This window comes from Fibrobacter sp. UWT3 (assembly GCF_900230125.1).
Lineage (GTDB): Bacteria > Fibrobacterota > Fibrobacteria > Fibrobacterales > Fibrobacteraceae > Fibrobacter.
This window is the reverse complement of record NZ_OCSS01000002.1, coordinates 768,177-792,362: the sequence shown is the minus strand read 5'-3', so window position 1 is coordinate 792,362 and position 24,186 is coordinate 768,177. Positions and strand designations below refer to the sequence as shown.

The 24,186-nt window shown below is 45.2% G+C and carries 26 protein-coding genes; 2 read left to right on the top strand and 24 right to left on the bottom strand.

Annotated elements, in window-relative coordinates:
• Nucleotides 1-43 precede the first annotated feature (43 nt).
• Nucleotides 44-1,258, top strand: a complete 1,215-nt coding sequence (locus CRO08_RS11140) for a CotH kinase family protein (RefSeq protein ID WP_176495132.1) — start codon at nt 44-46, stop codon at nt 1,256-1,258.
• A 138-nt stretch (nt 1,259-1,396) separates the two neighbouring features.
• Nucleotides 1,397-2,170, top strand: a complete 774-nt coding sequence (locus CRO08_RS11135) for a WecB/TagA/CpsF family glycosyltransferase (protein WP_097036248.1) — start codon at nt 1,397-1,399, stop codon at nt 2,168-2,170.
• Here CRO08_RS11135 and CRO08_RS11130 read toward each other — a convergent pair.
• The 24 genes from CRO08_RS11130 to CRO08_RS11015 all read right to left on the bottom strand — a co-directional run bounded on the left by CRO08_RS11130 (nt 2,167) and on the right by CRO08_RS11015 (nt 24,048).
• Nucleotides 2,167-2,691, bottom strand: a complete 525-nt coding sequence (locus tag CRO08_RS11130; protein WP_097036247.1) for an HAD-IIIA family hydrolase — start codon at nt 2,689-2,691, stop codon at nt 2,167-2,169. The genes CRO08_RS11135 and CRO08_RS11130 overlap by 4 nt on opposite strands.
• Nucleotides 2,692-2,696: 5 nt before the next feature.
• A complete protein-coding gene (locus tag CRO08_RS11125; RefSeq protein WP_097036246.1) occupies nt 2,697-3,401 on the bottom strand; it encodes a nucleotidyltransferase family protein in 705 nt (234 codons plus the stop codon).
• 8 nt (nt 3,402-3,409) lie between these two features.
• The gene (locus CRO08_RS11120; RefSeq protein WP_097036245.1) at nt 3,410-4,054 is read right to left on the bottom strand and encodes an SIS domain-containing protein; all 645 of its coding nucleotides are present in this window, start codon (nt 4,052-4,054) and stop codon (nt 3,410-3,412) included.
• Between the two features lie 11 nt (nt 4,055-4,065).
• Nucleotides 4,066-5,121: a dehydrogenase gene (locus CRO08_RS11115; RefSeq protein ID WP_097036244.1), complete on the bottom strand. Its 1,056-nt coding sequence runs from the start codon at nt 5,119-5,121 to the stop codon at nt 4,066-4,068.
• 34 nt (nt 5,122-5,155) lie between these two features.
• A complete protein-coding gene (locus CRO08_RS11110) occupies nt 5,156-6,274 on the bottom strand; it encodes a glycosyltransferase family 4 protein (protein ID WP_097036243.1) in 1,119 nt (372 codons plus the stop codon).
• A gap of 14 nt (nt 6,275-6,288) precedes the next feature.
• Entirely contained in the window at nt 6,289-7,392 is a 1,104-nt protein-coding gene (locus CRO08_RS11105) for a glycosyltransferase family 4 protein (RefSeq protein ID WP_097036242.1), read from the bottom strand.
• Nucleotides 7,389-8,567, bottom strand: coding sequence for a glycosyltransferase (locus tag CRO08_RS11100; RefSeq protein ID WP_097036241.1), 1,179 nt, complete (start codon nt 8,565-8,567; stop codon nt 7,389-7,391). The genes CRO08_RS11105 and CRO08_RS11100 overlap by 4 nt, the downstream gene beginning before the upstream one ends.
• Nucleotides 8,568-8,635: 68 nt before the next feature.
• Complete coding sequence (locus CRO08_RS11095; protein WP_097036240.1) at nt 8,636-9,703, bottom strand: 3-oxoacyl-ACP synthase III family protein; 1,068 nt, start codon at nt 9,701-9,703, stop codon at nt 8,636-8,638.
• 1 nt (nt 9,704) lies between these two features.
• Nucleotides 9,705-11,159 (bottom strand): class I adenylate-forming enzyme family protein, encoded by a 1,455-nt coding sequence (locus CRO08_RS11090; protein WP_097036239.1) that lies wholly within the window; start codon nt 11,157-11,159, stop codon nt 9,705-9,707.
• A 3-nt stretch (nt 11,160-11,162) separates the two neighbouring features.
• Nucleotides 11,163-11,399, bottom strand: coding sequence for an acyl carrier protein (locus CRO08_RS11085; protein ID WP_176495131.1), 237 nt, complete (start codon nt 11,397-11,399; stop codon nt 11,163-11,165).
• Nucleotides 11,400-11,403: 4 nt separating this feature from the next.
• The gene (locus CRO08_RS11080) at nt 11,404-12,165 is read right to left on the bottom strand and encodes an SDR family NAD(P)-dependent oxidoreductase (protein WP_097036237.1); all 762 of its coding nucleotides are present in this window, start codon (nt 12,163-12,165) and stop codon (nt 11,404-11,406) included.
• A gap of 2 nt (nt 12,166-12,167) precedes the next feature.
• Nucleotides 12,168-12,734 (bottom strand): 3-oxoacyl-[acyl-carrier-protein] synthase III C-terminal domain-containing protein, encoded by a 567-nt coding sequence (locus tag CRO08_RS11075; RefSeq protein ID WP_097036236.1) that lies wholly within the window; start codon nt 12,732-12,734, stop codon nt 12,168-12,170.
• A 72-nt stretch (nt 12,735-12,806) separates the two neighbouring features.
• On the bottom strand, nt 12,807-13,655 hold the full coding sequence (locus tag CRO08_RS11070) for an IS3 family transposase (RefSeq protein WP_176495013.1): 849 nt from the start codon (nt 13,653-13,655) through the stop codon (nt 12,807-12,809).
• 17 nt (nt 13,656-13,672) lie between these two features.
• A complete protein-coding gene (locus CRO08_RS11065; protein WP_097034692.1) occupies nt 13,673-14,002 on the bottom strand; it encodes a transposase in 330 nt (109 codons plus the stop codon).
• Between the two features lie 44 nt (nt 14,003-14,046).
• Complete coding sequence (locus CRO08_RS11060; protein WP_217990587.1) at nt 14,047-14,571, bottom strand: 3-oxoacyl-ACP synthase III family protein; 525 nt, start codon at nt 14,569-14,571, stop codon at nt 14,047-14,049.
• A 16-nt stretch (nt 14,572-14,587) separates the two neighbouring features.
• Nucleotides 14,588-14,821: an acyl carrier protein gene (locus tag CRO08_RS11055; RefSeq protein WP_097036234.1), complete on the bottom strand. Its 234-nt coding sequence runs from the start codon at nt 14,819-14,821 to the stop codon at nt 14,588-14,590.
• Between the two features lie 19 nt (nt 14,822-14,840).
• A complete protein-coding gene (locus CRO08_RS11050; protein ID WP_097036233.1) occupies nt 14,841-15,482 on the bottom strand; it encodes a sialic acid O-acetyltransferase in 642 nt (213 codons plus the stop codon).
• 36 nt (nt 15,483-15,518) lie between these two features.
• The gene (locus CRO08_RS11045) at nt 15,519-16,640 is read right to left on the bottom strand and encodes a DegT/DnrJ/EryC1/StrS aminotransferase family protein (RefSeq protein WP_097036232.1); all 1,122 of its coding nucleotides are present in this window, start codon (nt 16,638-16,640) and stop codon (nt 15,519-15,521) included.
• Nucleotides 16,641-16,693: 53 nt separating this feature from the next.
• Nucleotides 16,694-18,142 carry a lipopolysaccharide biosynthesis protein gene (locus tag CRO08_RS11040; RefSeq protein WP_097036231.1) on the bottom strand — a complete coding sequence of 483 codons (1,449 nt, stop codon included), beginning with the start codon at nt 18,140-18,142 and terminating at the stop codon, nt 16,694-16,696.
• Nucleotides 18,143-18,233: 91 nt separating this feature from the next.
• Nucleotides 18,234-19,133, bottom strand: coding sequence for a glycosyltransferase family 2 protein (locus tag CRO08_RS11035; RefSeq protein WP_141398341.1), 900 nt, complete (start codon nt 19,131-19,133; stop codon nt 18,234-18,236).
• Nucleotides 19,134-19,135: 2 nt separating this feature from the next.
• A complete protein-coding gene (locus CRO08_RS11030; protein WP_097036229.1) occupies nt 19,136-20,143 on the bottom strand; it encodes a glycosyl transferase in 1,008 nt (335 codons plus the stop codon).
• Nucleotides 20,144-20,221: 78 nt separating this feature from the next.
• Nucleotides 20,222-21,301, bottom strand: a complete 1,080-nt coding sequence (locus CRO08_RS11025; protein WP_176495130.1) for a glycoside hydrolase family 5 protein — start codon at nt 21,299-21,301, stop codon at nt 20,222-20,224.
• Nucleotides 21,288-22,658, bottom strand: coding sequence for an O-antigen ligase (locus CRO08_RS11020; protein WP_141398340.1), 1,371 nt, complete (start codon nt 22,656-22,658; stop codon nt 21,288-21,290). Before CRO08_RS11020 ends, CRO08_RS11025 begins: the two co-directional genes overlap by 14 nt.
• A 19-nt stretch (nt 22,659-22,677) precedes the next feature.
• Entirely contained in the window at nt 22,678-24,048 is a 1,371-nt protein-coding gene (locus CRO08_RS11015; protein ID WP_097036226.1) for a nucleotide sugar dehydrogenase, read from the bottom strand.
• Nucleotides 24,049-24,186: the final 138 nt, after the last annotated feature.

The following is a 24,186-nucleotide window of genomic DNA, read 5'->3' as shown; positions in this document are numbered from 1 at the left end:
GAAATGTAGCAAAGTTGAAAATACTTTTATCTATATTTCAATCATGCTTCGGATATTGGCATACATTATCATCTGCCTGCCACTCTGGTCTTGTGTCTGGAACGGGACAGAAAGCGACCCAGACTTTCTGCCCCTGGACGATTCTGAGTATCCATACGCCGAACTCCCCCGCCTTGTCATTGAAACAGATGATTTTTCGCAAATTAGAGACAGGGAAACCAAAATACCCGCAAAGTTCCAGATTTATGGGAAAAGCAGCCCCGAAAGCAACGTATTGGACCTAACCGTCAAGGGCCGCGGGCATTCCAGTTTCACCATGGCCAAATACAGCATCAAGCTAAAATTCAACGAAGCGCAAAGCCTTTTCGGCATGCCAGCAGACAAGGAATGGGACCTTGTATCCAATCAGCGCGACAAGAGCATGTTGCGCAACTACATTACCTACCAGCTAGCCCGTATACTCCAGGACGAATATTCTCCGCAATGCAGATTCGTCGAACTCTACCTGAACCGGGAATACATGGGCGTGTATCTGCTGGTTGAACACGTTAAGGTCGCACCGCACAGGGTCAACCTCGTCAAAAACGATTCCAGTTTTCTTTTTGAGAGAACGGGAGAATCCGACGATGATGACATTATTTTCAACAGCACGCTCAATTGTATTTTCAATATCAAGTATCCGAAAGCCCCTAAGGACGAAAGTGTAGAACTTCTAAAAGCGCACGTCAACATTTTTGAAACCGAGCTTTCTAGCGGCAATATAGCACTATCCGACTGGATAGACATCAAAGACTTTGTACGCTACTACTGGATCCAGGAATTTTCAAAGAACATTGACGGAGACTTCAGACGAAGTATTTTTATTACTTGGCAGGTTAACGAGCCATTCAAAATGGGTCCTGTCTGGGATTTCGACGTCGCCTACGGCATCGGCAACACGACTACAACAAGTCCGGATGACTGGCACGCCCGCCTACAAGGGTGGTTTCATTACCTCGTCAAGAACAATACGTTCAAAAGCCAAGTCGATCAATTCTGGAAAGACAACAGGAGTTTTTTCGTAGACCTGACAGATTCCATCACGTCTATATCGATTCTTTTGAATGAAGCCTCCAAAAACGAATTCAATCGCTGGCCTGTTCTAGAAAATGATAAAGTTTGGCCATTCGTAGACTCCTATAGTAGCTATAAGGCTGCCGTTGACAGCCTGAAGTCCTGGACCACTAAACGAATTCAATGGATTGACGAGCACCTTTAGGCTAGGGCGGCTTGCAAAAATCGGGAAAAAATGTATATTTAAGCCATATTTCGCCGGTTCAAAGCTGGTAGGATATTGTGTTAATTTTGCCCCAAACGCCCTGGTTCAGCATGAACAGGACGTACATTCGGAAAGTTCATGTCGGTTACAAGAAAAAAAATAAGACTCTTGAATGTTCGCATAGACGATTATACCGTTCAGGAGCTACTCGAAAAGCTAAATAAAGGCGTTCTGGTAACCCCTAACGTTGATGACATAATGCTGCACCAACGCGACAAGGAATTTCACGAAATGGCGAACCAAGCGGAATTTTCCGTTTGCGATAGCAGGGTCGCCATGATTGCGGCAAAGCTTCGTGGATTCCCCATAAAAGAGACAATCCCCGGCTCAAGTTTTTTTCCGAAATACTGCGACTATCACGCAAAAGACGAGAACGTCAAGATATTCCTACTTGGGGCAAGAGAAGGGGTTGGGCTCAAGGCTATGGAGCGGATTAACACCCGCATCGGACGAGAAATCGTCGTCGGGGCATATTCCCCTCCATTCGGTTTTGAAAAAGACGAAGCGGAATGCGAAAGAATCGTAGAGATTCTAAAAGAAACTCCCGCAAACGTCGTCCTTGTCGGCCTAGGGAACCCCAAACAGACAAAATGGATTTTCAAATATAAGGACCGCCTGCCCAACATAGACCTCTTTATGGCCCTGGGCGCAACAATCGACTTTGAGGCCGGAATCATAAAGCGCGCTCCTACCGTTTTCCAGAAACTTGCTCTGGAATGGCTCTTTAGGCTTGTCCATGAACCCAAACGTCTTTGGCGCAGGTATTTCGTCAAGGACATGCCGTTCTTTGTATTACTGTTCAAGCAAATGCTGGGGCTATACAAGGACCCGTGGGCAACAAAAGACAACTAATTTGGCTTAACCTGCTCTACGAACCTATACTGGTTCCCTTCTCTCTTTAGGGAATCTACCAGCACCCCGTCTATTCCGCAGTTCCTAGCAAATTCCATATCGCTGTCGCTATCCCCAACCATCAGGCATCTTGACGGGCAAACATCGGGATAGTCCCTCAAGATGTCATCAAACATACCCCGTCCAGGCTTTCTTCTGATATCTTCTTGTGTCAGTGCTGAGCAATAGTAGATTTTATCGATGCGTCCGCCCGCCCGTTCTATTTCAACGCGCATTTTTTCGTGAATGTCAGCCAAATCAGCATCAGAGTATTTACCCTTACCAATCCCTCTCTGATTAGTGACAATGAATATGTATTTAAAATGCTTTGCAAACTTCGCCAAAGCCTCTAGTACGCCAGGAATAAACTCAAAGTCAGCCCATTTGCGAACATAATCACCAATGATGTGGACATTAATCGTTCCATCACGATCCAGCAACAATGTATCGTACCGGCCGACATCTATATCTATCAATTTCATAAATACTAAAACAATGCCCGAAATTCGACATTCGCCTTGCGGTAATCTTCCGGTATGCCTATATCAATAAAATACTTATCTTGGACTATGCCGCCGACATTGCCAAGCAGGCATTGCTTTTCAAGGACAGCCGTTTCAAAAGAAAACTTGACAGGCAAGCCATCAAAAACATTAGACCGGGTAGACACCAAGTAAACGCCACCGTTGATGAGGCCCTTAACGCAATGTTTCTTTTCATTGAACGCGACTATGGATGCAGAGCAGTCGTCAAAATCAACGGAACCGTAGCGGTCAAAATCTACCATTGGCTTAAGAGCAATCACGATATCCTTTGGGCATTTAAAAAATTGTTTTGACAGTTCATTCAAATCCACGTCAAAAAAAGTATCGCCATTCAAAATAAAAACTGAATCGGAGCTAGCCCTATCCAAGGCAAGCCTTATGCCACCGCCTGTACCCAAAGGTTCCTCTTCCACGGCATAATCAAATTCAAAGGGGAATTCGCCCCTATTTTCTTCCACCCACTTAAAAATGACTTCCCGCAGGTAGCCGACACTCAAAATGACCCTTGAAACATCAAAACGAGTCAAATACTTCAGCAAATACCAAAGGAAAGGACGTCCCGCAACAGGAGCCATGCACTTAGGCACTTCACTCACAACACTGCGAAGTCTCGTGCCAAGACCGCCCGCCAGAATAACAACTTCCATTTCAATCCTTATTCAAAAAAGCGCTCTTCCAACATCAGGCACAAGCAATGGTATATCGGCAAGTGAAGTTCCTGGATTTTGAACGTTTCTGTCTGCGGGGCACGAACGCAAACATCTGCCATAGCAGCCAACTTGCTATCTCTTTCGCCGGTAAGCCCTATTACCTTGAGCCCCTTTGCTTTTGCAACCGTCGCAGCATAAAGGATGTTCTTGCTGTTTCCCGAGGTGGAAATCCCCAAAAAGACATCACCAGCAGTTCCATACCCATTAACCTGTTGTGCAAAACAGAGGAGCGGATCGCAGTCGTTCATATACGCAGTCGTTAACGCAAGATGACCGTCTAGTGCAATCGCTGGAAGTGCTCCCTGTAAAGTAGACCCAAGTGCAGGCCCCAGTTCCGCGTTGGCAGCGACAAATTTTTTTACCAGCTCTTCCGAGAGGGGGCGTTTTTTCATGAACCCTTTCATCAGTTCGCCAACAATATGCTCCGAATCTGCGGCCGAGCCGCCATTACCCGCAATCAGCAGCTTTCCATGGTTCGCATAAGACTCTTCAAGAAGAACATACGCATCGGCAATACTTTCCTTGCAAACATCCAGCTCGGGGTAACGAGAAATCAAGGTGTCTAGATGGCGTACAATACAACTATTCAACACCGTGCTCCTTAATGCTTTGTGAGTTCTTCATTTTCCGAGTTGTAGATTTTCCAACCATGAGCACCACCGTCGGTAAAATCGAACGGCACCACGAAGCCATCCAGTTTTTCAAGCGCCTCAACGACCTCTTTTTTGCGAGTCGGCTCAACAAAGAGCATAATGAACCCGCCGCCACCAGCACCGCTAACCTTTCCGGACTTGGCGCCAGAAGCCAAAGCCACGTCAAAAACCTGTTCAATCATGGAATTGGTAATGGCATTCGCCATTTGCTTCTTGTCTTCCCAGTTCTTGCCGAGAACCTTGCAAAAAACATCCATGTCGCCTTTTAATATGGCGAACTTCATATCAATGGCACCCTGCTTAATCCGGTGCATGGCTTCAATAGATTTCGAATTCCCGGTTTCCGTATTTCTTTTCTGTTCGTCGATAATCTGTGCCGAAGAGCGGCTACGGCCCGTAAAGTAAAGCACCATCGACGCTTCCAGTTCGTCAACAATCCAGCGTTTCACCTTGAGCGGATTAACAATAACCACATCTCCGGGCAAAAATTCCATATAATTGAAACCGCCAAAGGCCGCCGCATACTGATCCTGCTTGCCTCCGCTAAGGTTCAAGTCTTTGCGTTCGATTTCGTAGGCAAGCCGGGCCATTTCGTAATTGCCCAACGGAAGATCATGCCATTCCACAAAGGCCTTCAGAATGCTTACCACCATCGTAGATGACGTACCAAGGCCAGAACCGGCCGGGGCATCGTTATACGTGGTAATCTTAAACGATTTCAGCGGAATCTTAAAGTCTTTAACAACGCGATTGTATGTTCCCTTAATCAACGAAGCCTTACCATCAATAGGAAGGGTTTCTGTAACAGGGAACTTTTCAAAATAGTCACAATCGTAACTCTGGATGGTTATCATTCCATCATCGGTTTCTTCAATCGTCGTATAAGCGTATAAATTAATTGTCGCATTAAGAACCAAGCCTCCAAAAATGTCGCTATATGGAGAGACATCGCTACCACCACCCGCCAACCCCAACCGAAGCGGAGCTTTGCTACGAATAATCATCTATAATTCCTTTTTTGGCATTTCTCTTACATGCCTAATTATACAATATTTTAACGTAGTCCTCCACCATTCTTTCTTCGCTATAGGATTTTTGCACGAAAGTTCGGTTTTCTTTAAGAATTTCCATTGTATTTTCCACAGACCGGTCTTTAGACTGCCTTATTCTCTGGGCAAGTTCCACCGGATTTTCCGGAGAAAACAGCAATTCCTCCCTCAAAACACAGTCTGCATTCATCGGAATATTAGAAGCCAAGACAGAAACCCCCTGCATATAGGCCTCCAAGAGAACATTTGGTGTTCCCTCTTCCAACGAAGCAAGAATCAACAAGTGCGATTCTCTGTAGTACTTTTTCAAGTTCGATGTAAAGCCAATAAATTCAACATTCTTTTCTAGTCCACAACCAGAAACGATTTTTTGCAGTTCTTCGTAATAACGCTGATCCTCGACGGCACCCGCAAAAACGACATGTAAATCCAGTTCATTCCGCAACTGACCGACAGCTTCTAGAACGACCTTCTGATTCTTTATCCTCGATATTCGCGCGGGAACAATTATCCGATACAGCCCCCCACTATAAGTACTTGGCAAGAATTCCTGACGTTCTACACCATTGTTTATTACCGGAACCGGCAGTCGCAGTCTTTGCGACATTATTTGGGAAGCGGCCTTTGAATTACAAACAAGTTTACTGCAGCGTTTCAACAAAAAACGGCGCCAAAAGAAACTAGTTACCGCATCACCGGGATTTCTCTCATTGTAAATAACATCACACTTATAGAGTTTAAAGAAAAAAAGCAGCATCAATCCCGTAAGGTTCGTCACCATGACCTGTTCAACGTGTTTTTCGCGTATTTCTCGCCTCAACAGGCAAAACATCCTCAGCATAGACGCTATTTTCATGGTATACTTGACAAGTACTCCCTTGTCTTTTGTTACCGCAACAGAGCTGTTTAAAAACAGGAACGAAATTTCGGGATGCGCTCGGACAAATGCTTCTTCATCCTTCTCCATTTCCTTAAGGGACGACTCAACCAAAACGGATATCGGGTAGCCTTTTTTATACAAGCCCTCGATTAAAAAACGAATCTGCTTTTCGGAACCCCCGCAAAACAAAACCGGCATTATAAACAATGTTCGTTTAAATGATTTCATGACAATCACCTACCTCATTTCACGAACAATCCCATATATTTTTGCGCACAGGCCTTCATAGAAAACTTACCCCTAAACAAGGCCGAAATAGATTCCCTTGACGGCGGTTCCATTTGCAAGTAACGAACCACCGCCTTCTCAAATTCATCAATCGAGAAATCCTTCGACAAAAGGCCCCATTCGTCAGAGCAAATGTCATCTACACACCCCCCTGCAGGAGTGCAAACCGGATAACAACCCGCAAAGCCAGCTTCTAGAAGGGAAATCGGCGCCCCTTCCCATTTAGACGACAAACTAAACGCATCGCTATTGTACAAGTAATCCGGCACGTTATTCTTATGCCCCAATAAATGTATCCGATCCGTACGAACAAGGGACTTGATTTTGTCAAAATCCTCCGGATAATCTACGTAAGACCCGATAATCAACAAAATTATATCAAAGCCCTTATCCGCCAGACGATTGAAAGTCTCAATCAAAAGCGGATGATTTTTCTGAGGGCTAAACCGGGCTACGTTTATAAAAACCTTTGTCTCTGCCGTCTTTTTATAGGACAGCACTTCCATACAGACGTCATTATACTTTTCTGTTTTACGGATGTCACGGCACCCATTATCTATCATAACAGAAGTATTAAAACCCATATAATCCGAAAAACTTCGATAGCAAATAGGAGATATGGTAACCGCCTGCATGCCGTGCCGATACATAAATGCCTTCAGTTTCTTTTCAAAGCCCGGCTTAATATTTTTTTCGGCAACATTGTGCAAGGTATTGACAAACTTTATACGGCGCAAAAGCAAGCAAGGCAGCACGCACATGTAAAAAGCGCTAAGATGGCAATGAACCACATCCGGTTTCCACTTTAAAATAAAGAGAAAAACCCTAAACACATTAATAATCTGATTGACGAAACCCAAGCGACCGTTTAGATTCCGATAGATTACGGAAGCATCTATTTCAGGCTTATAAAAATCGCCTTTATTAATATCCTCGCGTATATATGTACAAAGGCAGACTTCATTGCCTTCAATCTTTGCAAGTTCATTGGAAAGGTCCACAATAAACCGTTCGCCACCTCCAGGAATCAACCATCGATTTAATTCCAAGATTCTCATGCATCCTCCCCAAAAGAAAGGATATACAAACAAAGCTTTTCTAAATCACTCGTTTGCTTTTGCCTTACTTCTAATTCTCGTTCTCGCCCATCGGCAATCATCTTTTTCCGGACGTCCTGATTTTCCAGGTAGAGGATACGCATCTTTATTTCGTTTATCAAAAACGGATTGAAATAAATCGCAGCACCACCGCAAACTTCCGTAATAGATGCCGTCGCCGAAGCCAATACAGGGCACCCCTCATGCATAGCTTCTAGCGGAGGATAACCAAAACCTTCGTTCAAGGAAGGGTATACAAGAGCATAGGCATTCCTGTAAAGCTGTTTTAAAGTTCCCTCGTCAACATAACCCACACACGAGAAGCGCTCCCTGTTCTTTATCGATATTTCAAGATCGTCTAATGTAGGGAGCCCAGTAACAACAACTTTTCCTTCAAAATCAGGGCGTTCCGACATCAGTTCGTCGAACGCCATCATCGCCCGAGCTCCATTCTTCAGCCACCGATTGCCGCTAACAATTAAATAGTATTTGCCATACGGGTTATCGCAATCGTCTGAACGTTCGTCCTTGATTGTTGACGGAGAATAGAAAACTTGAATATCATCCGATTGTAACGACGGGACAAACGACAGCATCGCATACTTGGAATGCTCAGAAACCGTAACAATATGGAAATTTTTCTGGTTGAAAATATCTCGCTGCTCCCGTAGAACAGAATTAAACTTTTTAGTCTGTATCAATCTCTGGCGGAGGCCACTAAGTCCAAGCTTCAACAAGAGCGTTCCAATCAATTTTCTTTTGTGCTTGTAAAACTTTTCAAATGAATCGCCCACCATTTCCAGAGGGCGCATATCGTGAATCGTCAGCACGACTTCAATTTCAGGATCCGTTTTATATATCGGGTCGTACAAGGGGCTATAAAGTACACCACCACATTCTTTTGCGGCCTGAACAACCGTCTTACTGGACGCCTTTATGAGAGGTATATCGTTTTTTGCACAAACATCAAGAACTTTTTCTTCAATAAAAAGAGAATCGTCAAAGAATCCGCTGATTTTTTGGGGAGCAATTTCGGCCAGTTTATAAAACACTTCAAGGCCGTACTTTCCTCCACCATGATACTTGCTCCCGTTAACCGGTTGCGTCTTTGTCAAATCAAACAGAATCTTTTTCATATCTGTGACTAATCTACAAATTTAGGCCATCCTACACCAGCTAAGATTCATGAAAACAGGTAATGTTCTCAACCAGTATATTCTGAATAGGCAATAAATTTGACATCTTTCATTGTAAAATTCATACAAGCCCAAGCCAATCCAACGCCAAAACCGCTCGCCAAACAATTGTACTCGCCATGCTGCAGCGCTTGCGAACATTTCGTAACCATGGTTAACGGGATTGATGCGCTATTCGTATTCCCATAATCCTGCAGACAGTATGGAACCTTTTCTACGGGCATTTTGAATTTCTTTCGGATTCTTTCGTCAATATAGCGATTTGCCTGATGCAGGAACAGGTAGTCTATTTGATTTATATCAATATTAAAATGCTCAATCAGTTCCTGCAGTGAACGCGGCGGGACTTTTATCGCAAACGCAAAGACATCCATCCCGTTCACGACCATATCTGTGCCTTTGCGAATTATACCAGGTTTTACTTCCTTTTCTACAATGGAATCGGGAGTAATCGGATTTCTCGTTCCGCCAAATTCAGTCCATACCGCCTTATAGCCACTGCCATCGACTCCGAACGAGAACTGAAACGGCTTATCCCAGGACGAATCGAATTCAAGAGCCGTAACCGTGGCAGCATCTCCAAATAGCGGTTTTACCGACTTGTCTTTGGGGCTACGGTTTAGAGAGTTCGTTTCCGCACAAACAAGAAGCCCGCGTTTCATATCCCCATGCGACAAAAGGGAAGCCAAATTGCTCATGCCGTAAACCCAGCCCGAACAACCCAAGGGTAAATCAATGCAATAGCAATCTTGACGGAATCCTAGACGGTCCTGAAGAATAGCGGAAGTAATCGGAGCGATATAATCACGGGAAACGCAAACATAAACAAGGGCATCAACAGACGAAGCTTCCCAATCGAGGCCTTTCAACAAGTCCTGAACGGCCTGGACTGTTAAGTCACTGGCGGTCGTTCCGGGCTCTACGATGTGCTTACGTTCAATGCCCGTAGATTCAATAACGTCGCGGGCCTCTTTCTCACTCGAGAAAATCGGCAACGTCAGATTCTCTTCCACTTTCGACGGAACGCAAGCGGAAACACCCACAATTTTGACATTATTTATCGTTAAAAAAGACATACTATTTCAAATTTACCCGTTGTTTTTTGCCAGACGCAGTCTTTGGAATGGAATCAATCCACTCGTATTTAGCAGGACGCTTGTAGAATTCTAGTCTAGATGCCAATCCTTCCGCTATTTCATCAAAAGACATCGTCGTACTGTCTTTAAGAATATAGCACTTTACCAGTTCCCCCATGATGCCAGATTCGTCTTTCATGGGTACGCAGACGCAATCGCCTACACCTAAAGAACAGATCGCGTCCTCGACCTCCATCGGAGAGACCTTCTTGCCGCCGACATTTATAAGTTCTTTTTCGCGACCAAGCAAGTAGATGTATCCTTCGTCATTTCGGAAGCCACAATCGCCCGTGCGCATGTAATTGCCCCAAAACGCTTCCTTATTGTCATCGTCATTCAGGTATCGCTTAAGGACCATGTTGCCCTTTACGCAAATTTCGCCTTTTTGCCCTACGGGAACGGCGTTGCCATCGGAATCAAGAATCTGGACATCAACATTCGACGTCACAGGTTTCCCTATGGAATCCAGATGTTTCTCGTCGTGGAATTCCAGAAACACGCTACGCGAGGCTTCCGTCAAACCATAGTGCATACAAATTCGCGTATTCGGGAAAAGCTGGAGAAGTTCCTGCTTGGTCGCCATGGGCATTGCGGCCGATCCGATTTCGATATAGCGGATCTGGGAGGCATATTGGGCGATTCTTGTACCTGAAATTTTGCGGATATAGGCCCACGCCGCGGGGACAACGCCAAATCCAGTTACATGGTACTGCTCTATTGTCTTTAGGACCAGACGGACATTAGCAAAGCTCCCGAGAATCACCAGAGTCGCGCCCTTGATTAAATTACAGCGGATTCGTCCAAGCCCGAAGGAATGGCATATCGGCAGCCCAAGCAATTCAACATCACGTCCCTCGTTCTTAATAAACTGGTTGATATTGCTTGCAGAGGCATACACATTGTTGTAGGAAAGGCATACGCCCTTAGGATTTCCGGTCGTTCCGGTAGTAAACAGGATCTCCCCGACGCTGTCGGCATTCAACGAGGCTTCTTCAACACCATCGCAAAACGGCTTTGCGGAATCAATATCCAATTCAGCAAACAAGAAAGAGCGGAATTTTTCGGACTTGTACCCAAGACAAAGAACAGGCGAAATCGTATTTTCTATATAAGCCAGCCGTTCTTCATTTGATTCAGCATCAACAATGACATTTATTGCGCCAATCAACTGGGTCGCCAAATAGAGGTATATGAACTCGACATCCTTTTGGGCGGAAAGGATAATCTTATCCCCTACCGAGACCCCAAGGGATTTTAACACTGTTGCAGAAGATCGGACCTTTCCGGCAACCTCCGCGTAAGAGACTTCCTTGCCAGAGACGACAACGGCCGTTTTGCCGGCCAGTCGTTCAGCATTAGCAAAGAGGGTCTTACAAAGGGGGCTATGCTCGTACATTCTCTATTGGGCCTTCAGCTTCGAGATTTCATCAGCAAATGTAGAGACTGAAATCAGATCAAACAGGTCATCTTCCGGGAACATGACATCGAACTTTTCTTCAAGTGCCGCAAGGATAGAGACGTTGTGGATAGAATCCCATTGTTCAATCTGATCCATTTCGGCATCGCAATCCAGCGATTCGACAGGAATTTCCAATATTTCCGCAATGATTGCTCTTACTTGTTCTTTGAGATCCATGGTATTACCTAATTGAAATGCCTCCATCAAGAATCATCGACTGGCCCGTAACCCAGGACGATGCGTCAGAAAGTAAATAAATTGCTGCGTATGCGATATCCTCGGGTCTTCCATATCGCCCTAGAGGATATCTTTTTTTGTCCTCTTCCAATTGCTCTTCCGATACGGTTCCCCTATGAATGAGAGGAGTGTCGACCATGCCTGGACAAATACTGTTTACTCTAACTTTGCGAGATGCGAATTCTTTTGCGGCAAATTTCATTACCGTATTCAAGGCGGCTTTTGAAGCGCCGTAAATGCCATTTCCACCACTGAAAATCTGCGTTCCACCTAAGGATGCGAGAAGAACAGCGGATGATTCTTTGTTCAATTTTTTCTTTTTAAACAACAACCGGAGCAATTCTACAGGGGCGAAGAAATTAACATTGAAGATGTCGTCGAACTTGTCTCGGCTAGCGAATTGAATGGGCAATGTCAAACCCTTCCCAGCACATAGCACGACGCCATCAATCTGGGGAAGATTTTCTAAAAGGGCGCTCATTTGCGCCTCATTTGTCAGATCTGCAATAATCAGCTTATGTTCGCGGGAATCCTTTCCTTCCAAAGAATTAAAAGTTTCCTGCAAACGCAGTTCGTCTCTTGCCGTGATGACAAGCGTCGCACCTAATTTAGACGCTTCGATGGCAGTACACTTTCCTATGCCAGAAGAAGCTCCTGTTACAAAGATGGTTTTCCCTTCAAGGCTGTATGGGTTATACTTTTCCATGGTTATAGCTCCACAAGGTTGGATATTACGGGATTATCCATCGTAAAGTGGATGGTTCCCCAGGAAAGACCAACGCCAAAACCACAACCTATGATGTTTGTTCGGCGATTCCGAACATTTTCGGCAATTTGAGTCACGATTGTAATGGGAATGGACGCCGACGAAGTATTGCCGAAATGCGTCATGGAATAGGGAACTTTTTCAGCGGGCAATTTTAGCTTATTCCGAATGGTTTCATTCATCTTTTTGTTTGCTTGATGGAATACAAAATAATCGACGTCATTTAGATCAAAATTGTTTTCAGCTGCAAGTTTCTTGATGCTTTTAGGAGCCGTTGTAATCCCGAACGAGAATACGTCCATTCCTTTCATGACTGTTTGGAATAAGTGCCTTTTGCGACCGTCACTACACATTTGCGGCACGAGTGCCTCTGCAGTTACTTGGTTCCTTGTACCTCCGACAGGCTTGATTATGGCGTCATAGCCACTGCCGTCGGTTCCGAAATGGAACTGCATGTCATCACAATTTTCAGAATAGTGGATTTGTAGTTTTTTTAATAGTGGGTTCATGAACAACCATATTCATTACCGGTTAAGTTAAAATATATCCTTTTTTCTTGTTAAGTGGTATACCCTTGTGGTCTAGGCAGCCTGTTTTGACAGCCTATATTCCACCGGTGTCATGTAACCGAGCGAACTATGGAGCCGTTTCCGGTTGTAGAACAGCTCGATGTACCTGAAAACGGCCTCCCGCACGTCTTCGATGTCCTTGAAGTCTCGCCTGTAGGCCATCTCCTTCTTGAAGCTTGCGAAGAAGCTTTCCATGCAGGCGTTGTCGTAGGGGCAGCCCGGGGCGCTCATCGAGGGCGTTATCCCATTCTCCGAGAGCATCGTGCGGTAGCCCATGCTGCTGTACTGCACGCCACGGTCGGAATGGAAGATTAGTCCGTCGTGATGGCCGCGTTGCATGATGGCATTGGACAACGCGCGCTTGACAAGTTCCGTGTCGATGTTCTTGCTCACGGCATAACCCACCGCCTCCTTGTTGCATAGGTCAAGTACCACGGCAAGGTACACCCAGCCAAGCGTAGTCTTGACGTAGGTGATGTCGCCGGCCCAGACGGCGTTCAGACTGTCGGGATCGAACTTCCGCTGCACCAGGTTCTCGCTGTACATGGAGTCACATTTGCCCTTGCGGTAGGGTTTCCATTTCTTGAGCGTGACCGGATAGAGACCGTTCTCGCGCATGATGCGGCGCAGTTTCCACACCTTTACCTCGTCACCCTTGTCATGGAGTGCCGCCTGCATCTTCGGGCAACCGTACACGCGGTGGTTTTCTTCGAAGGTGTCGCGGACCTTCTGGACAAGCCGTTCTTCGCGGGCCTTCTTCTCGGCACGTTTTTCCTGCTGGCGCGACCACTGGTAGTAGGAACACTGCGGTATTCCTAGGGCTCTGCACATCTTCCTGACTGAGTATTTCTTGCGGTTCACGTGTATCGCCTCGCATTTCAGTCGTGTGGTCGCATAAAGATGTGCAGGGATTTTTTTAGGATCTCTACCGTCTCCTTCTCGTCCGCAAGCTCCTTTTCACGCTTCTTCAGGAGTTTTTCCAGTTCCCTGTTCTTGGCGGCGAGTTCCTCGACGGACACCTTGCGGATTCGCCGTTCCTCGCGGTAGCTCGGCAGGTTGTGTTCCTTGCGGTACTCGTTTACCCACCGACCGACTGTATTGGGCCCGATTCCGAGTTCCTTGGCTATTTGGTTTGCTGACTTTTCGCCTTTCAGGACCAGCTTGATGACCTGTTCCCTTGTCTCGGAGCTATAGTTGATTTTTGCCATTGTTTTACCTTTTGGGGGTTGCGCAATGAATATAGTAGCTTATGCTACCCTCTTATTAAACTCCTGCATGGTCCATAGCTCAATGCCGTGGCTGTTCCCGCAAAGCCAAATAATTGGTCGGGTTCTTCATAACATTGTTTGCGCGCATCACCTGCAAGTAGTAGACCTTTCTTTATGGCCCCGCTGCTCATCAAACTCGAGATGACGCTCATGCCGTAGACCCAACCAGAACATCCTAGACTTATGTCAAGAGCGTAGCAGTCTTTAGAAAGTCCCAACTTGTCTTGCAAAATACAGGATGTTGCAGGGAGAATGTAGTCCGGTGTCTGAGATACAAAAATCAATATGTCAATATCTTTTTTGTCCCAACCAAGATCATTTATCAATTGATTTGTCGCTGCCAAACAAAGATCGGACGTGGTGAAATCGTTAGAGTAACGTTTCTCTACCACTCCCGTGGTTGCGACAAAATCCTCGGCGCCGTATTTGTCTGTCGTGGAAATTGCTGGAGAGATGTTCTTCGGGACCCCCGCAGATATCCCTTCCAATTTAATGTTCTTGATGGTCAAAAAAGACATTTCTTCACTACGCCTTCCTACTAGAAACGATTTTAAATAAGTCTTCGATGGTTGTCGCGCCTTCGATGTCCGCCCCCTTGAGCGTAACGTCGTATTCGTCATCAACCATTGCTATGATGTTGAGCGCAATCAAAGAAGACCATTCGTCTAAGTCGCGGAACTTGGTGTCGGCCTTGAATTCAGCTGAGTCAGTATCATCAAACTGTTCTGCAAAGTGTTCGACAAATTCATTAATATTCATGTTTATCTCCTATTTTATGTTAAAAAGAAAGTTTTGTCGCAGGAATTCCAAACACATGTAGTCCGTCTTTTATATTACGCGTAACAAGGCTATTTGACCCCACATCAACATTATTCCCTATTTTTTTGTGTCGTATCAATGTCGAACGAACATGCATAATTGATTCAGAGCCAAGCTCAGAGTAGCCTCCCATAAAACAATACGACTCAATTGTGGCGAAGTCTCCTATTTTAGCATCATGTCCAATATCGCTAAAAACGTGCACTACAACATGTTTACCAACAACAACATTGTCTGAAATCAACGAATTTGAGGCAATGAAAGAACCTTCTCCAACAGTCGCCGTCGGATTAACATAGGCAGTACATCCTATAATAGAAATAAAACTTCCACCTTTCTTTTCAATAATCCCTACATAATGTTTGCGCCATTGCGAATCACCCATTGCAACAAAGAATACATCATCCGGCTGAATCACATAATCCTCTGGCGAGGAGATTATAGGCGGATAAACTCCTTTCAACCCCTCAAATGCATCCGATTTACTGTCAAGGAACCCCTTAACGTCAAATTCGCCATCAATATAGGGTTTGGTGCGGCATACGGCAGCATAGACCTCTCGGCCCCATCCTCGTGCTCCAACAATCAACAAATGCTTCATATTATATTCTCTCCAGCTTAAGGCATACGACACAATCTACGGATTATCAATCGACAACACCATATCAATCACACGATTGACCTCTTCTTCCGTAAGCCCCGCATGCATCGGCAAGCAGATGACTTCGTCTGCCATACGATTCGCAACGGGAAGATTCTCCCTCGAGGCAGACGACAAACCTCGATAAATGGCGAAATTCGATATCAGCGGATAGAAATAGCGACGGCCGAGTACGTTGTGTTCCTTCATCTTCGCATAAAGAGCGTCACGGCTGATGCCGTACTCCTTCTCGTTCACGAATATCGGGAAATACGAGTAGTTGTAGGTCACGTCGTCGCGTTCCTTGAACATCGAGATACCGGGAACATCCGCCAGTGCGGCGCGGTACTTTTGCGCAACCTTCTTGCGGGCGGCTATGGCATCGTCAATGTGCTTGAGATTGCAGAGACCGTATGCCGAACGAATTTCATCCATCTTGCTGTTGATGCCCGGGGCGACCACGGTAGTCTCGCCCGCAAAGCCGAAATTCTTCAGGTAATCTATGCGCTTCTTGGTACGGGCATCGTGGCAGATAAGTGCACCACCTTCAACGGTATTGTATGTCTTGGTCGCATGGAAACTGAGTGTATTCATGTCGCCCGCATCCAGGATGGTCCGGCCATTCACCTTCACGTTGAAGGCATGGGCGGCATCGTAAATAACGGCCAAACCGTAGCGGTCGGCTATTTCCTGAATAGCCTCAATATCACACGGATTGCCATACACATGCACCGGCATAATCGCCGTCGTCTTCGGCGTAATCGCCTCCTCAATCTTCTGCGGGTCGAGGTTGCCCGTCGCGGGGTCCACATCGACAAATACCGGGGTGAGGCCGTTCCACCAGATGGAGTGCGTCGTAGCAACAAAACTATATGGGGTTGTAATAACTTCACCCGTAATGCGCATCGCCTGTAAAGCCGTAATCAGCGGAAGAGTTCCGTTAGTAAACAGGCTGAGGAACTCCACCCCCAAATAATCCGCAAGAGCCTTTTCTAGTTCCTGGTGATAATGGCCATTATTAGTAAGCCACTTGCGATCCCAGATGTCCTTGAGTATCGGAACAAATTCCTCCAAGGACGGGAGCAAGGGAGAGGTTACTGTAATCTGATTATTTGCCATAAAACGCCTTTTTTCAAAATATAAAAAAAAGTTTTTTTTTTGACTTTTCCGGATCAAGTTTGAGGTTTATTTTTCGCGACTTTCCGAATCATATTGAAAATGTAGCCGAAAGACTCTATTTTGAAAACCGCAGAAATGGCGACATAAACAACCACCCCCACAATCACCTGCAATATAAGGGTAAGCACATCATTTAAGCCAACAAACGACACACTATAAGCAATCGCCCCCATCACGCAAGACAGAAGTATTTGCGGGAGCATATCCTTCAACTGAGCCAGGTAATCATAACCGAGTAATTTTTTATTCGGCCAACTATTGATAACCTGGCACAAAATACCCGTAACAAGCAAGCTATAGGCCATCGCCATGACGCTGATATACATCGTAGTAAGTATGGCAACTAGACCAACAATTTTTTTTACAATTTCCAATTTAAGAAACAAATCACTGCGGCCAAGAGCCTTTATCGCATTCAAGTTGGACGTATGCACCGGCCAAAACGCAAAAGAAAAACACGCAATTCGCAAAAAAGGCACACAAGGCAACCATTTATCCGTCAGCACCAACCGCACAAGAGGCTCAGCACATACGGCAAGCCCCATCATCATAGGCATCATTATGTAAGTACTAATGCTAATCGCCCGGCGTGTCATGGCGCGGACACGTTCCTTATCATCCTGTTCCGCAGACATCGCAGGGAGCAAGACACTATCGATAGAGGAATTTATATTTGAAACAATAATATACGGGAGATGGTTCCCCTGGTTATAGAAAGCAAGATCCTTTGCCGTATATATCCTACCAATAATCAACTGGCGCAGCTGATTGTAGCCCGTATCAAGCAAGGCTGAAACAAGCAATTTCCATCCATAGTTAAACAAGCCTTTTAGGCGCTGAAACGAAAACAGGAACTTAGGCCGCCACCGAACAATCAGCCAAAGAATCAGCGTTCCCAGCGTCACATTGGTAAGCTGCTGCCCCACCAAGGACCACACGCCAAAGCCCTTATAGGCCATTGCAATGCCCACGACAGCCGAGCCCAAAGTCCCCCCAATAGTCGCAAAAAAGAACTTCTTGAAAATCAAGTTTCTGGAGACATAGGCCTGTTGAACGTTTCGAATACCAGAAACAATCAAAGTCAAGCCAAGAACCCGAACAACAGGAGTCAACTCTGGAATATGATAAAAATCAGCAATAAGGGGCGCCGCAACATACAGAAGCATGTACAAGGCAACACAAACAAGAATGTTAAAATAGAATACAGACGAGAAATCAGTATCATCAGCATTCTTCTTTTGAATCAGAGCCGACCCAAGACCGCTATCTACAAAAACCTGTAAAATGGAAATAAAAACCATTATCAGAGCAATTTCACCATAGACTGAGGGGTCCAGTAGCCTGGCCAAGACAATAGAGACAAAGAACGCTACTATTTGCGCGCCACAGCGTTCAAAAAAACGCCAAAAAAAATTACTCGTGACAGTTCTCGCCGAGGGCATAGAAAAAAACTAGAAATATTTTACGAAGTCCGTCGCCATCATCGCCTTAGGGAGGCTCGTATAACCGCTAACAAGCAGAATATAACGGATGTCACAATTTTTGCACAAATCTTATATGAGATATTTTTTCATGTATTGAACGGCTTCGGCGCAAAAGAAACGAAATGCTATAAATTGTTTTAAACATGACGCAAAACGCAAAGAAATAGCCCAAGGAATAGTGTTTTTTCATATATAAGAAAAGGCTCTTAAGTATCATCTCCATTTTTTTTATCGATCCACTTTTTGAACTCTGCCCAAAAAGGTGAACTATACGGGGAGATTTTATAACAACGCTTTTATAGCCTGACTCAAAATACCGATGTTGAAGATCCATGTCTTCCGAATACATAAAATAATCTGGGTCAAAAAGCCCAAGCCTATCCGAGATTTCTTTCTTCACGAATAGTGCCGCACCCGTCGCAAACGGGACATCAAAGGCCTCCTGCGACGTTTCATATTTTGGATTATCGTACTTCGGAAATTTTCCCAACATCAAAAAAAGGCGAAAACGTTCCAACGGCCAGCATCGTTCCACAATGGAGTTCATCATAGTATGGAAAGAGCCAAACGAGTGAATCCGTTCATGATTTTTATTCACCAAAAGGCAGCCACAACATGCCACCCGAGGATCAGATTTCTCCATAAAATCGTAGAACAATTTCACAGCGTTGTTTTCCAGCAAGGTATCCGAGTTCAACAAGAACAAGTACTTGCCTCGAGCACACTCAGCGCCTTTATTATTCGCCTTCCCAAAGCCCAGATTCTCTTGGGAATAAATGTATTTTACACGTCCGTCTTTTTCAAAGAACTCTTTACTACCATCACTTGACGCATTATCAACAAGGATTACCTCAAAATCGACATCTGAAGTTTCTTGATAAATGCTATCAATACATTCCGCCGTCATCTGCCGCGTGTTATATGTAACAATGATGATAGAGACGTCCATTATTACTCCTTGCCGCACGGCCCCTTTCCACAAAGTTTTCTCATAAAATATTTAAGAAGGTTTTTGCAGAATCTTCTCCAGAACACCCAAACATTCATTTTAGCGTAAGAATATTTCCTATAGACTGCACGGTTTTCGGCATAGAACTCCCGTCCAGTCCCTTCAAAAACAAAATCCGTTTTTTCAGAGATCTTTTGTGTCAAATGCCGTTGAGCGATATCGTCCATTCCTGCACAATGTTCGCCAGATCCATCCCAGCCGATATTTCTAACAAGTGAAACCTCCGAAGGCATAACAACATCCATATTTTCTAAATATGCATATATACTCCATGGGACATCAAACCACGACTTTATAGGCTTAAAATAGAAATCCCAGTAGTTCAAGGCTCGTCGACGTCCCATGTTTTTTTTCACGTTAAAAAATTTTTTCAGCGTAAAATTGTTTGCAAAATAATCGTAAGGAGGCAAGTTCCTTACCCGATCTCGCCAAATTCCATAGCCCCATGCAGAAAATTCGATATTCTGCCTAAGAAAGGAGTTCTTTCCCACCTTGACCGGGTAGAAATGTCTATACCCATTTATTGCAAAAACCGACTTATCGTCCCTAAATTTTTCCAAGCCCCTATTCATGAAAACCAAAAAATTCGGACTGAATACATTATCATCTTCAGACATAATAAAACGATCGTACTGAGTCAACACTTGTTTTTGCAGTGTAGCCACATTTCCTTTGGCACCGAAGCCATAATTCCGTTCACGGGCAACAACATTCAGCGACTTAAACTTCAGTTCACAAGTGTCCAAGTACGTCTTTATTTTATTGTAGCCTTCCCAATGAGACTCCTTTGCCGGGTAGTCTAAACCAATGTACACATCGGTTCTGTCGGCCCAAGTACAACGGGATAAAGATTCTATGCACTGCGCAAAATGATCATACCGACACAAGGTAGGGATAATCACCGGAGCACACACCAAACCGTCTTTTTCTTCTTGATCATTACAAGCCATAAAACGCCCTAAAACAAAAAATTCCGATTACAGCGATTAAAAAAATATAACAAATCTTTCCACTCACACAGTCAAGGATTATTTAATGGCCTCCAGCATTGGCTTATCGAGCCGACCATTAATCCAAATCCCAAACCCCGCCCCATTCAAGCCCCACAAGGTGTAAGAAATACCGTTCTCTTTAAATACCCCCGTTACATCCTTAAACCATTGCAGTCTGTCTTCTGGATTGTTAAATCGTCTACAGCCAAATTCTCCAATATTTAGCGGTATATTATTCTTTTTTGAAAACTTTATCGCAGCACTAAAATCTTCATATATTCGTTTCTTGTCGTAATACTCGCGATACGATTCATACTCCTTTCTAGCCGTTTTCGGCAACTTGTCATAATCATCATCGTCAATCGTTTTTCCAGGATAATGAACTTTCCCGTTGAAGCTTTTTGCGTAAGCATCATTGGGGTGGAAATGAGTAAAAAGGAAGGGATAATAATAATGCAACGAAAGAACAAGCCGTTCATCTTGAGGCAACTTCAGGTATTTCAGCGTCCACAATTGGTTACCCCTATTCGTGCCAATAAACAAGAAACGTTTTTTCTCTGTCTTACGAATGAACTGCACCCATTTTGCAAGTACATTATTCCACAAGTGATGTTTGTCTTTTGCCGCAGCAGGTTCATTCAAGCATTCATACGCCAAAAAATCTACCGGATAATTACGAAAGAGCGCCTGCATTTTCGTCCATACAGCCAAAAAATCATCAATAGGCACAGGCTCTTCAAAAAGAGCATTACCCGCCTTTGTAAAAGAATGGAGGCGTGCAGCATGAAGATCTACAATTACTTTTAAGCCAATCTTTTGGCAATAGTCAATCCTGTTTTTTAAAAGATCAAAAATATTCTGGCGTACATTTAATGCTTCGTCAAAAAGGACTTCCTCACTTACGGGTATCCGAACATGGTCAAAGCCATATTTCCTTAAGCTATCAATATTCGCCAAAGTTACCGAAGATTCTTTATTTTCAAAATCATCGGCCTTTTCCAACCACTCACTTAGATTAATTCCCTTATGGATGTCAAAGAGTTCTTTTGTGCCTTGCGCCAAAGCGCAATTTAATGCAACTAGAACCCCCAAAAGAGCCGTCTTAATCCTGATCATCTGATTCTTCCGCATCCGTTTCTTTTTCTATTTCAGGATTTTTCTTAGCCGAATACAGAAGAGGCAGCATTAAAAAGATTAACCAAGTATTTTGAATTCCCGTTACAAGAATTGATGCGAAATAACTAGCAAAATACCCCTTCATGAAAATGCTTTCTTTTTTTGTAGATGCATTCCGTATAATCCAAATCGCATACATTGCAAAGCTTATAATAAAGCATAAAAAGCCTAGCCATCCCTGTTCTAGAGTCTTTCTAAAGGCAACACTTTCAAAGCCACGCATGCGTTCAAATAGCGGGTGATCAGCAAGAACGGAAGTTGTGTTATAACCCAATCCACCTATAGGGAACATCGCCATTATAGTAACAACCTCGTCCAGTTGCTCCAAGCGCATATCGGCGTTACTCCCATTAATCCCTACAGAACGGGAATAGGAGTCATCCCAAAAGAAAACCGCCGATTTTACATAGGTAAGGACAGGGTATTTTGAATCCTTAAACGGAAGAGCCAGCACACCCATTAAAAAAACAAGTAGAACAACAAATATTTTCAGCCTTGTGATACCGCTCCTCGAAAAAAAGAAAAAGACCGCAACAACCCCTGTGGCAATAAGCGCCGTTCGGCTTCCGCACAAGAAAATACTCATCACAGCCAAGGCCGTAAAAGCACAGCTAAGCCAAACGGGCTTCTTTTCGGTTTGAGAAAGAATCGCATAAAAGGCCAAAAGGAGTCCCCACAACTGCCCCCACGCAAGTGGGTGAGTGAGCGTCCCGGAAGACCGCCCCTTTAGAACACCTCTGCTCTCCGTGAAGAAGTTGTCATAGCCATTATCTTCGGCATATGTCGAAATAATCGTCATAATATACGGGTTGTTATTTATCATGTAGGCATATATACCATACAACCCCGCAGCAACAGCGACAGCAATCAAGAGGTTGAAAAAGAATTTTTTATCGGCATCCCGGAGTGCATAGTACCCAATAATGAGGTACGAGCATTCCTGGAATGCTGTTTTTATAAGGCTCTTGAATTGATCTTCTTGCGGGAGGATTTCGGCAGAAAAAAGAATCAGAATTGCGGAAGAAAGATTATAGAAAAGCAAAAAAAGGAGCAATCCTCTTGGAAAGCCTCCTTCAAATTCAGAGTTTTCTTTTCTATAAAGGGTCCAGAAAAAAGAAGCCCACAAGCAAAGAATCAATGTGTCATAGACAGCAAGGCTCATTCCAAATGCTTGGAATCGAACCACTTCAGGGATCAATATCCTCGCACATAGAGCTACACAAAAACCCTTTTTCAGGTCTTTAATAACATACAAGCCTAAAAAAGCTATAGCAGCATTTACAAGCCATGTAAACATACTGTCTAATGCGTATCAGCTACTCCGCTTTGCCTTTACCGATGCTAGACACCTCGAAGCCAATCTTACGAAGGGCAGCGGCATCCAGGATGTTACGTCCATCAAAGACAAATGCGGGCTTAGCCATGCCCTTGTAGATGCGCTTCCAGTCAAGTTCGGCAAAGCACTTCCACTCGGTGCAGACCACCACGGCATGTGCGCCCTCGGCGGCCTTGTACGGGTCTTCCTCGAACGTCACCTGGTCGATTACGTCCTTCAGGTCGCGTTTGGCATCGGGGATAGCCTTCGGGTCGGTCACGACCGGCTGTGCATGTTCGGCAAGCAGGTCGCGCACCACGAGGTTCGCGGGGCTTTCGCGGGTATCGCCGGTGTTCGCCTTGAAGGCAAACCCGAACACGGCAATCTTCTTGCTTGCAATCGTGTTGAACATGGTCTCGAGCATGCGGTCCACCACGCGGTGGGTCTGCCACTCGTTGATCTTCACGACGCTTTCCCAGTAGGCGGCGACTTCGGGGAGGCCGTAGTAACCGCACAGGTACACGAGGTTCAAAATATCCTTCTTGAAGCAGGAGCCACCGAAACCGATGGAGGCCTTCAGGAACTTGGGCCCGATACGGCGGTCCTTGCCCATCACGTAGGCGACTTCGTCCACGTCGGCGCCGGTCTTTTCGCAAAGGGCGCTGATGGAGTTGATGGAGCTGATGCGCTGCGCGAGGAACGCGTTCGCGGTAAGCTTCGTGAGTTCGGAACTCCAGAGGTTCGTCGTGAGGATGCGGTCACGCGGCACCCAGTGGGCATATACGTCCACGAGCTTCTGGCAGGCGGCGAGGCCCGATTCCGTCTGATGGCTACCGATGAGCACGCGGTCCGGTTCGAACAGGTCGTTGATGGCGGTACCTTCGGCGAGGAATTCGGGGTTGCTGAGCACCTCGAAGTGCAGGCCCTTGTCGTTAGAATTCAGGATGCGCTCCATCGCGGCGGCCGTACGCACCGGGAGGGTCGACTTCTCGACGATAATCTTGCCTTCGTCGGCAATTTCCAGAATGTTACGCGCGGTCTTTTCCCAGTACTGCAGGTCGGATGCCTTACCGGCACCGTGACCGAAGGTCTTGGTCGGGGTGTTCACGGAAACGAAGATGATGTTCGCTTCTTTAATCGCAGCCGGGATGTCCGTGCTGAAGAAGAGGTTACGGCCACGGGCGCGCTTCACCACGTCGTCGAGGCCGGGTTCAAAAATCGGGAGATTGTCGCTGTTCCAGGCGTCGATTCGGGCCTGGTTGATATCGACTACGGTAACCTTCACGTCGGGGCACTTGTCGGCAATAACAGTCATAGTGGGGCCGCCAACATAGCCCGCGCCAATGCAAAGAATCTTGGTATTGTAGTTCATGATTTTACAAATTTAGCAATTCAAAAATGACGGGAAAACACCCTTTTCAAAAGATGTACAAATTGGCCCGAAAGAAGCATAAAAACACTGCACTTAAGTGCAGTAAATGTTATCCAAATCACACCATTTTGAACAAGG

Coding starts and splice junctions, on each gene's coding strand:
- CRO08_RS11030 (WP_097036229.1), bottom strand. CDS start 20,143: ATGGCTTGTAATGATCAAGAAGAAAAAGACGGTTTGGTGTGTGCTCCG.
- CRO08_RS11100 (WP_097036241.1), bottom strand. CDS start 8,567: ATGAAAAAGATTCTGTTTGATTTGACAAAGACGCAACCGGTTAACGGG.
- CRO08_RS11040 (WP_097036231.1), bottom strand. CDS start 18,142: ATGCCCTCGGCGAGAACTGTCACGAGTAATTTTTTTTGGCGTTTTTTT.
- CRO08_RS11105 (WP_097036242.1), bottom strand. CDS start 7,392: ATGAGAATCTTGGAATTAAATCGATGGTTGATTCCTGGAGGTGGCGAA.
- CRO08_RS11110 (WP_097036243.1), bottom strand. CDS start 6,274: ATGAAATCATTTAAACGAACATTGTTTATAATGCCGGTTTTGTTTTGC.
- CRO08_RS11080 (WP_097036237.1), bottom strand. CDS start 12,165: ATGGAAAAGTATAACCCATACAGCCTTGAAGGGAAAACCATCTTTGTA.
- CRO08_RS11045 (WP_097036232.1), bottom strand. CDS start 16,640: ATGGCAAATAATCAGATTACAGTAACCTCTCCCTTGCTCCCGTCCTTG.
- CRO08_RS11115 (WP_097036244.1), bottom strand. CDS start 5,121: ATGATTATTCGTAGCAAAGCTCCGCTTCGGTTGGGGTTGGCGGGTGGT.
- CRO08_RS11140 (WP_176495132.1), top strand. CDS start 44: ATGCTTCGGATATTGGCATACATTATCATCTGCCTGCCACTCTGGTCT.
- CRO08_RS11015 (WP_097036226.1), bottom strand. CDS start 24,048: ATGAACTACAATACCAAGATTCTTTGCATTGGCGCGGGCTATGTTGGC.
- CRO08_RS11025 (WP_176495130.1), bottom strand. CDS start 21,301: ATGATCAGGATTAAGACGGCTCTTTTGGGGGTTCTAGTTGCATTAAAT.
- CRO08_RS11035 (WP_141398341.1), bottom strand. CDS start 19,133: ATGGACGTCTCTATCATCATTGTTACATATAACACGCGGCAGATGACG.
- CRO08_RS11085 (WP_176495131.1), bottom strand. CDS start 11,399: ATGGATCTCAAAGAACAAGTAAGAGCAATCATTGCGGAAATATTGGAA.
- CRO08_RS11055 (WP_097036234.1), bottom strand. CDS start 14,821: ATGAATATTAATGAATTTGTCGAACACTTTGCAGAACAGTTTGATGAT.
- CRO08_RS11095 (WP_097036240.1), bottom strand. CDS start 9,703: ATGTCTTTTTTAACGATAAATAATGTCAAAATTGTGGGTGTTTCCGCT.
- CRO08_RS11050 (WP_097036233.1), bottom strand. CDS start 15,482: ATGAAGCATTTGTTGATTGTTGGAGCACGAGGATGGGGCCGAGAGGTC.
- CRO08_RS11020 (WP_141398340.1), bottom strand. CDS start 22,658: ATGTTTACATGGCTTGTAAATGCTGCTATAGCTTTTTTAGGCTTGTAT.
- CRO08_RS11090 (WP_097036239.1), bottom strand. CDS start 11,159: ATGTACGAGCATAGCCCCCTTTGTAAGACCCTCTTTGCTAATGCTGAA.
- CRO08_RS11135 (WP_097036248.1), top strand. CDS start 1,397: ATGTCGGTTACAAGAAAAAAAATAAGACTCTTGAATGTTCGCATAGAC.
- CRO08_RS11130 (WP_097036247.1), bottom strand. CDS start 2,691: ATGAAATTGATAGATATAGATGTCGGCCGGTACGATACATTGTTGCTG.
- CRO08_RS11065 (WP_097034692.1), bottom strand. CDS start 14,002: ATGGCAAAAATCAACTATAGCTCCGAGACAAGGGAACAGGTCATCAAG.
- CRO08_RS11125 (WP_097036246.1), bottom strand. CDS start 3,401: ATGGAAGTTGTTATTCTGGCGGGCGGTCTTGGCACGAGACTTCGCAGT.
- CRO08_RS11075 (WP_097036236.1), bottom strand. CDS start 12,734: ATGAACCCACTATTAAAAAAACTACAAATCCACTATTCTGAAAATTGT.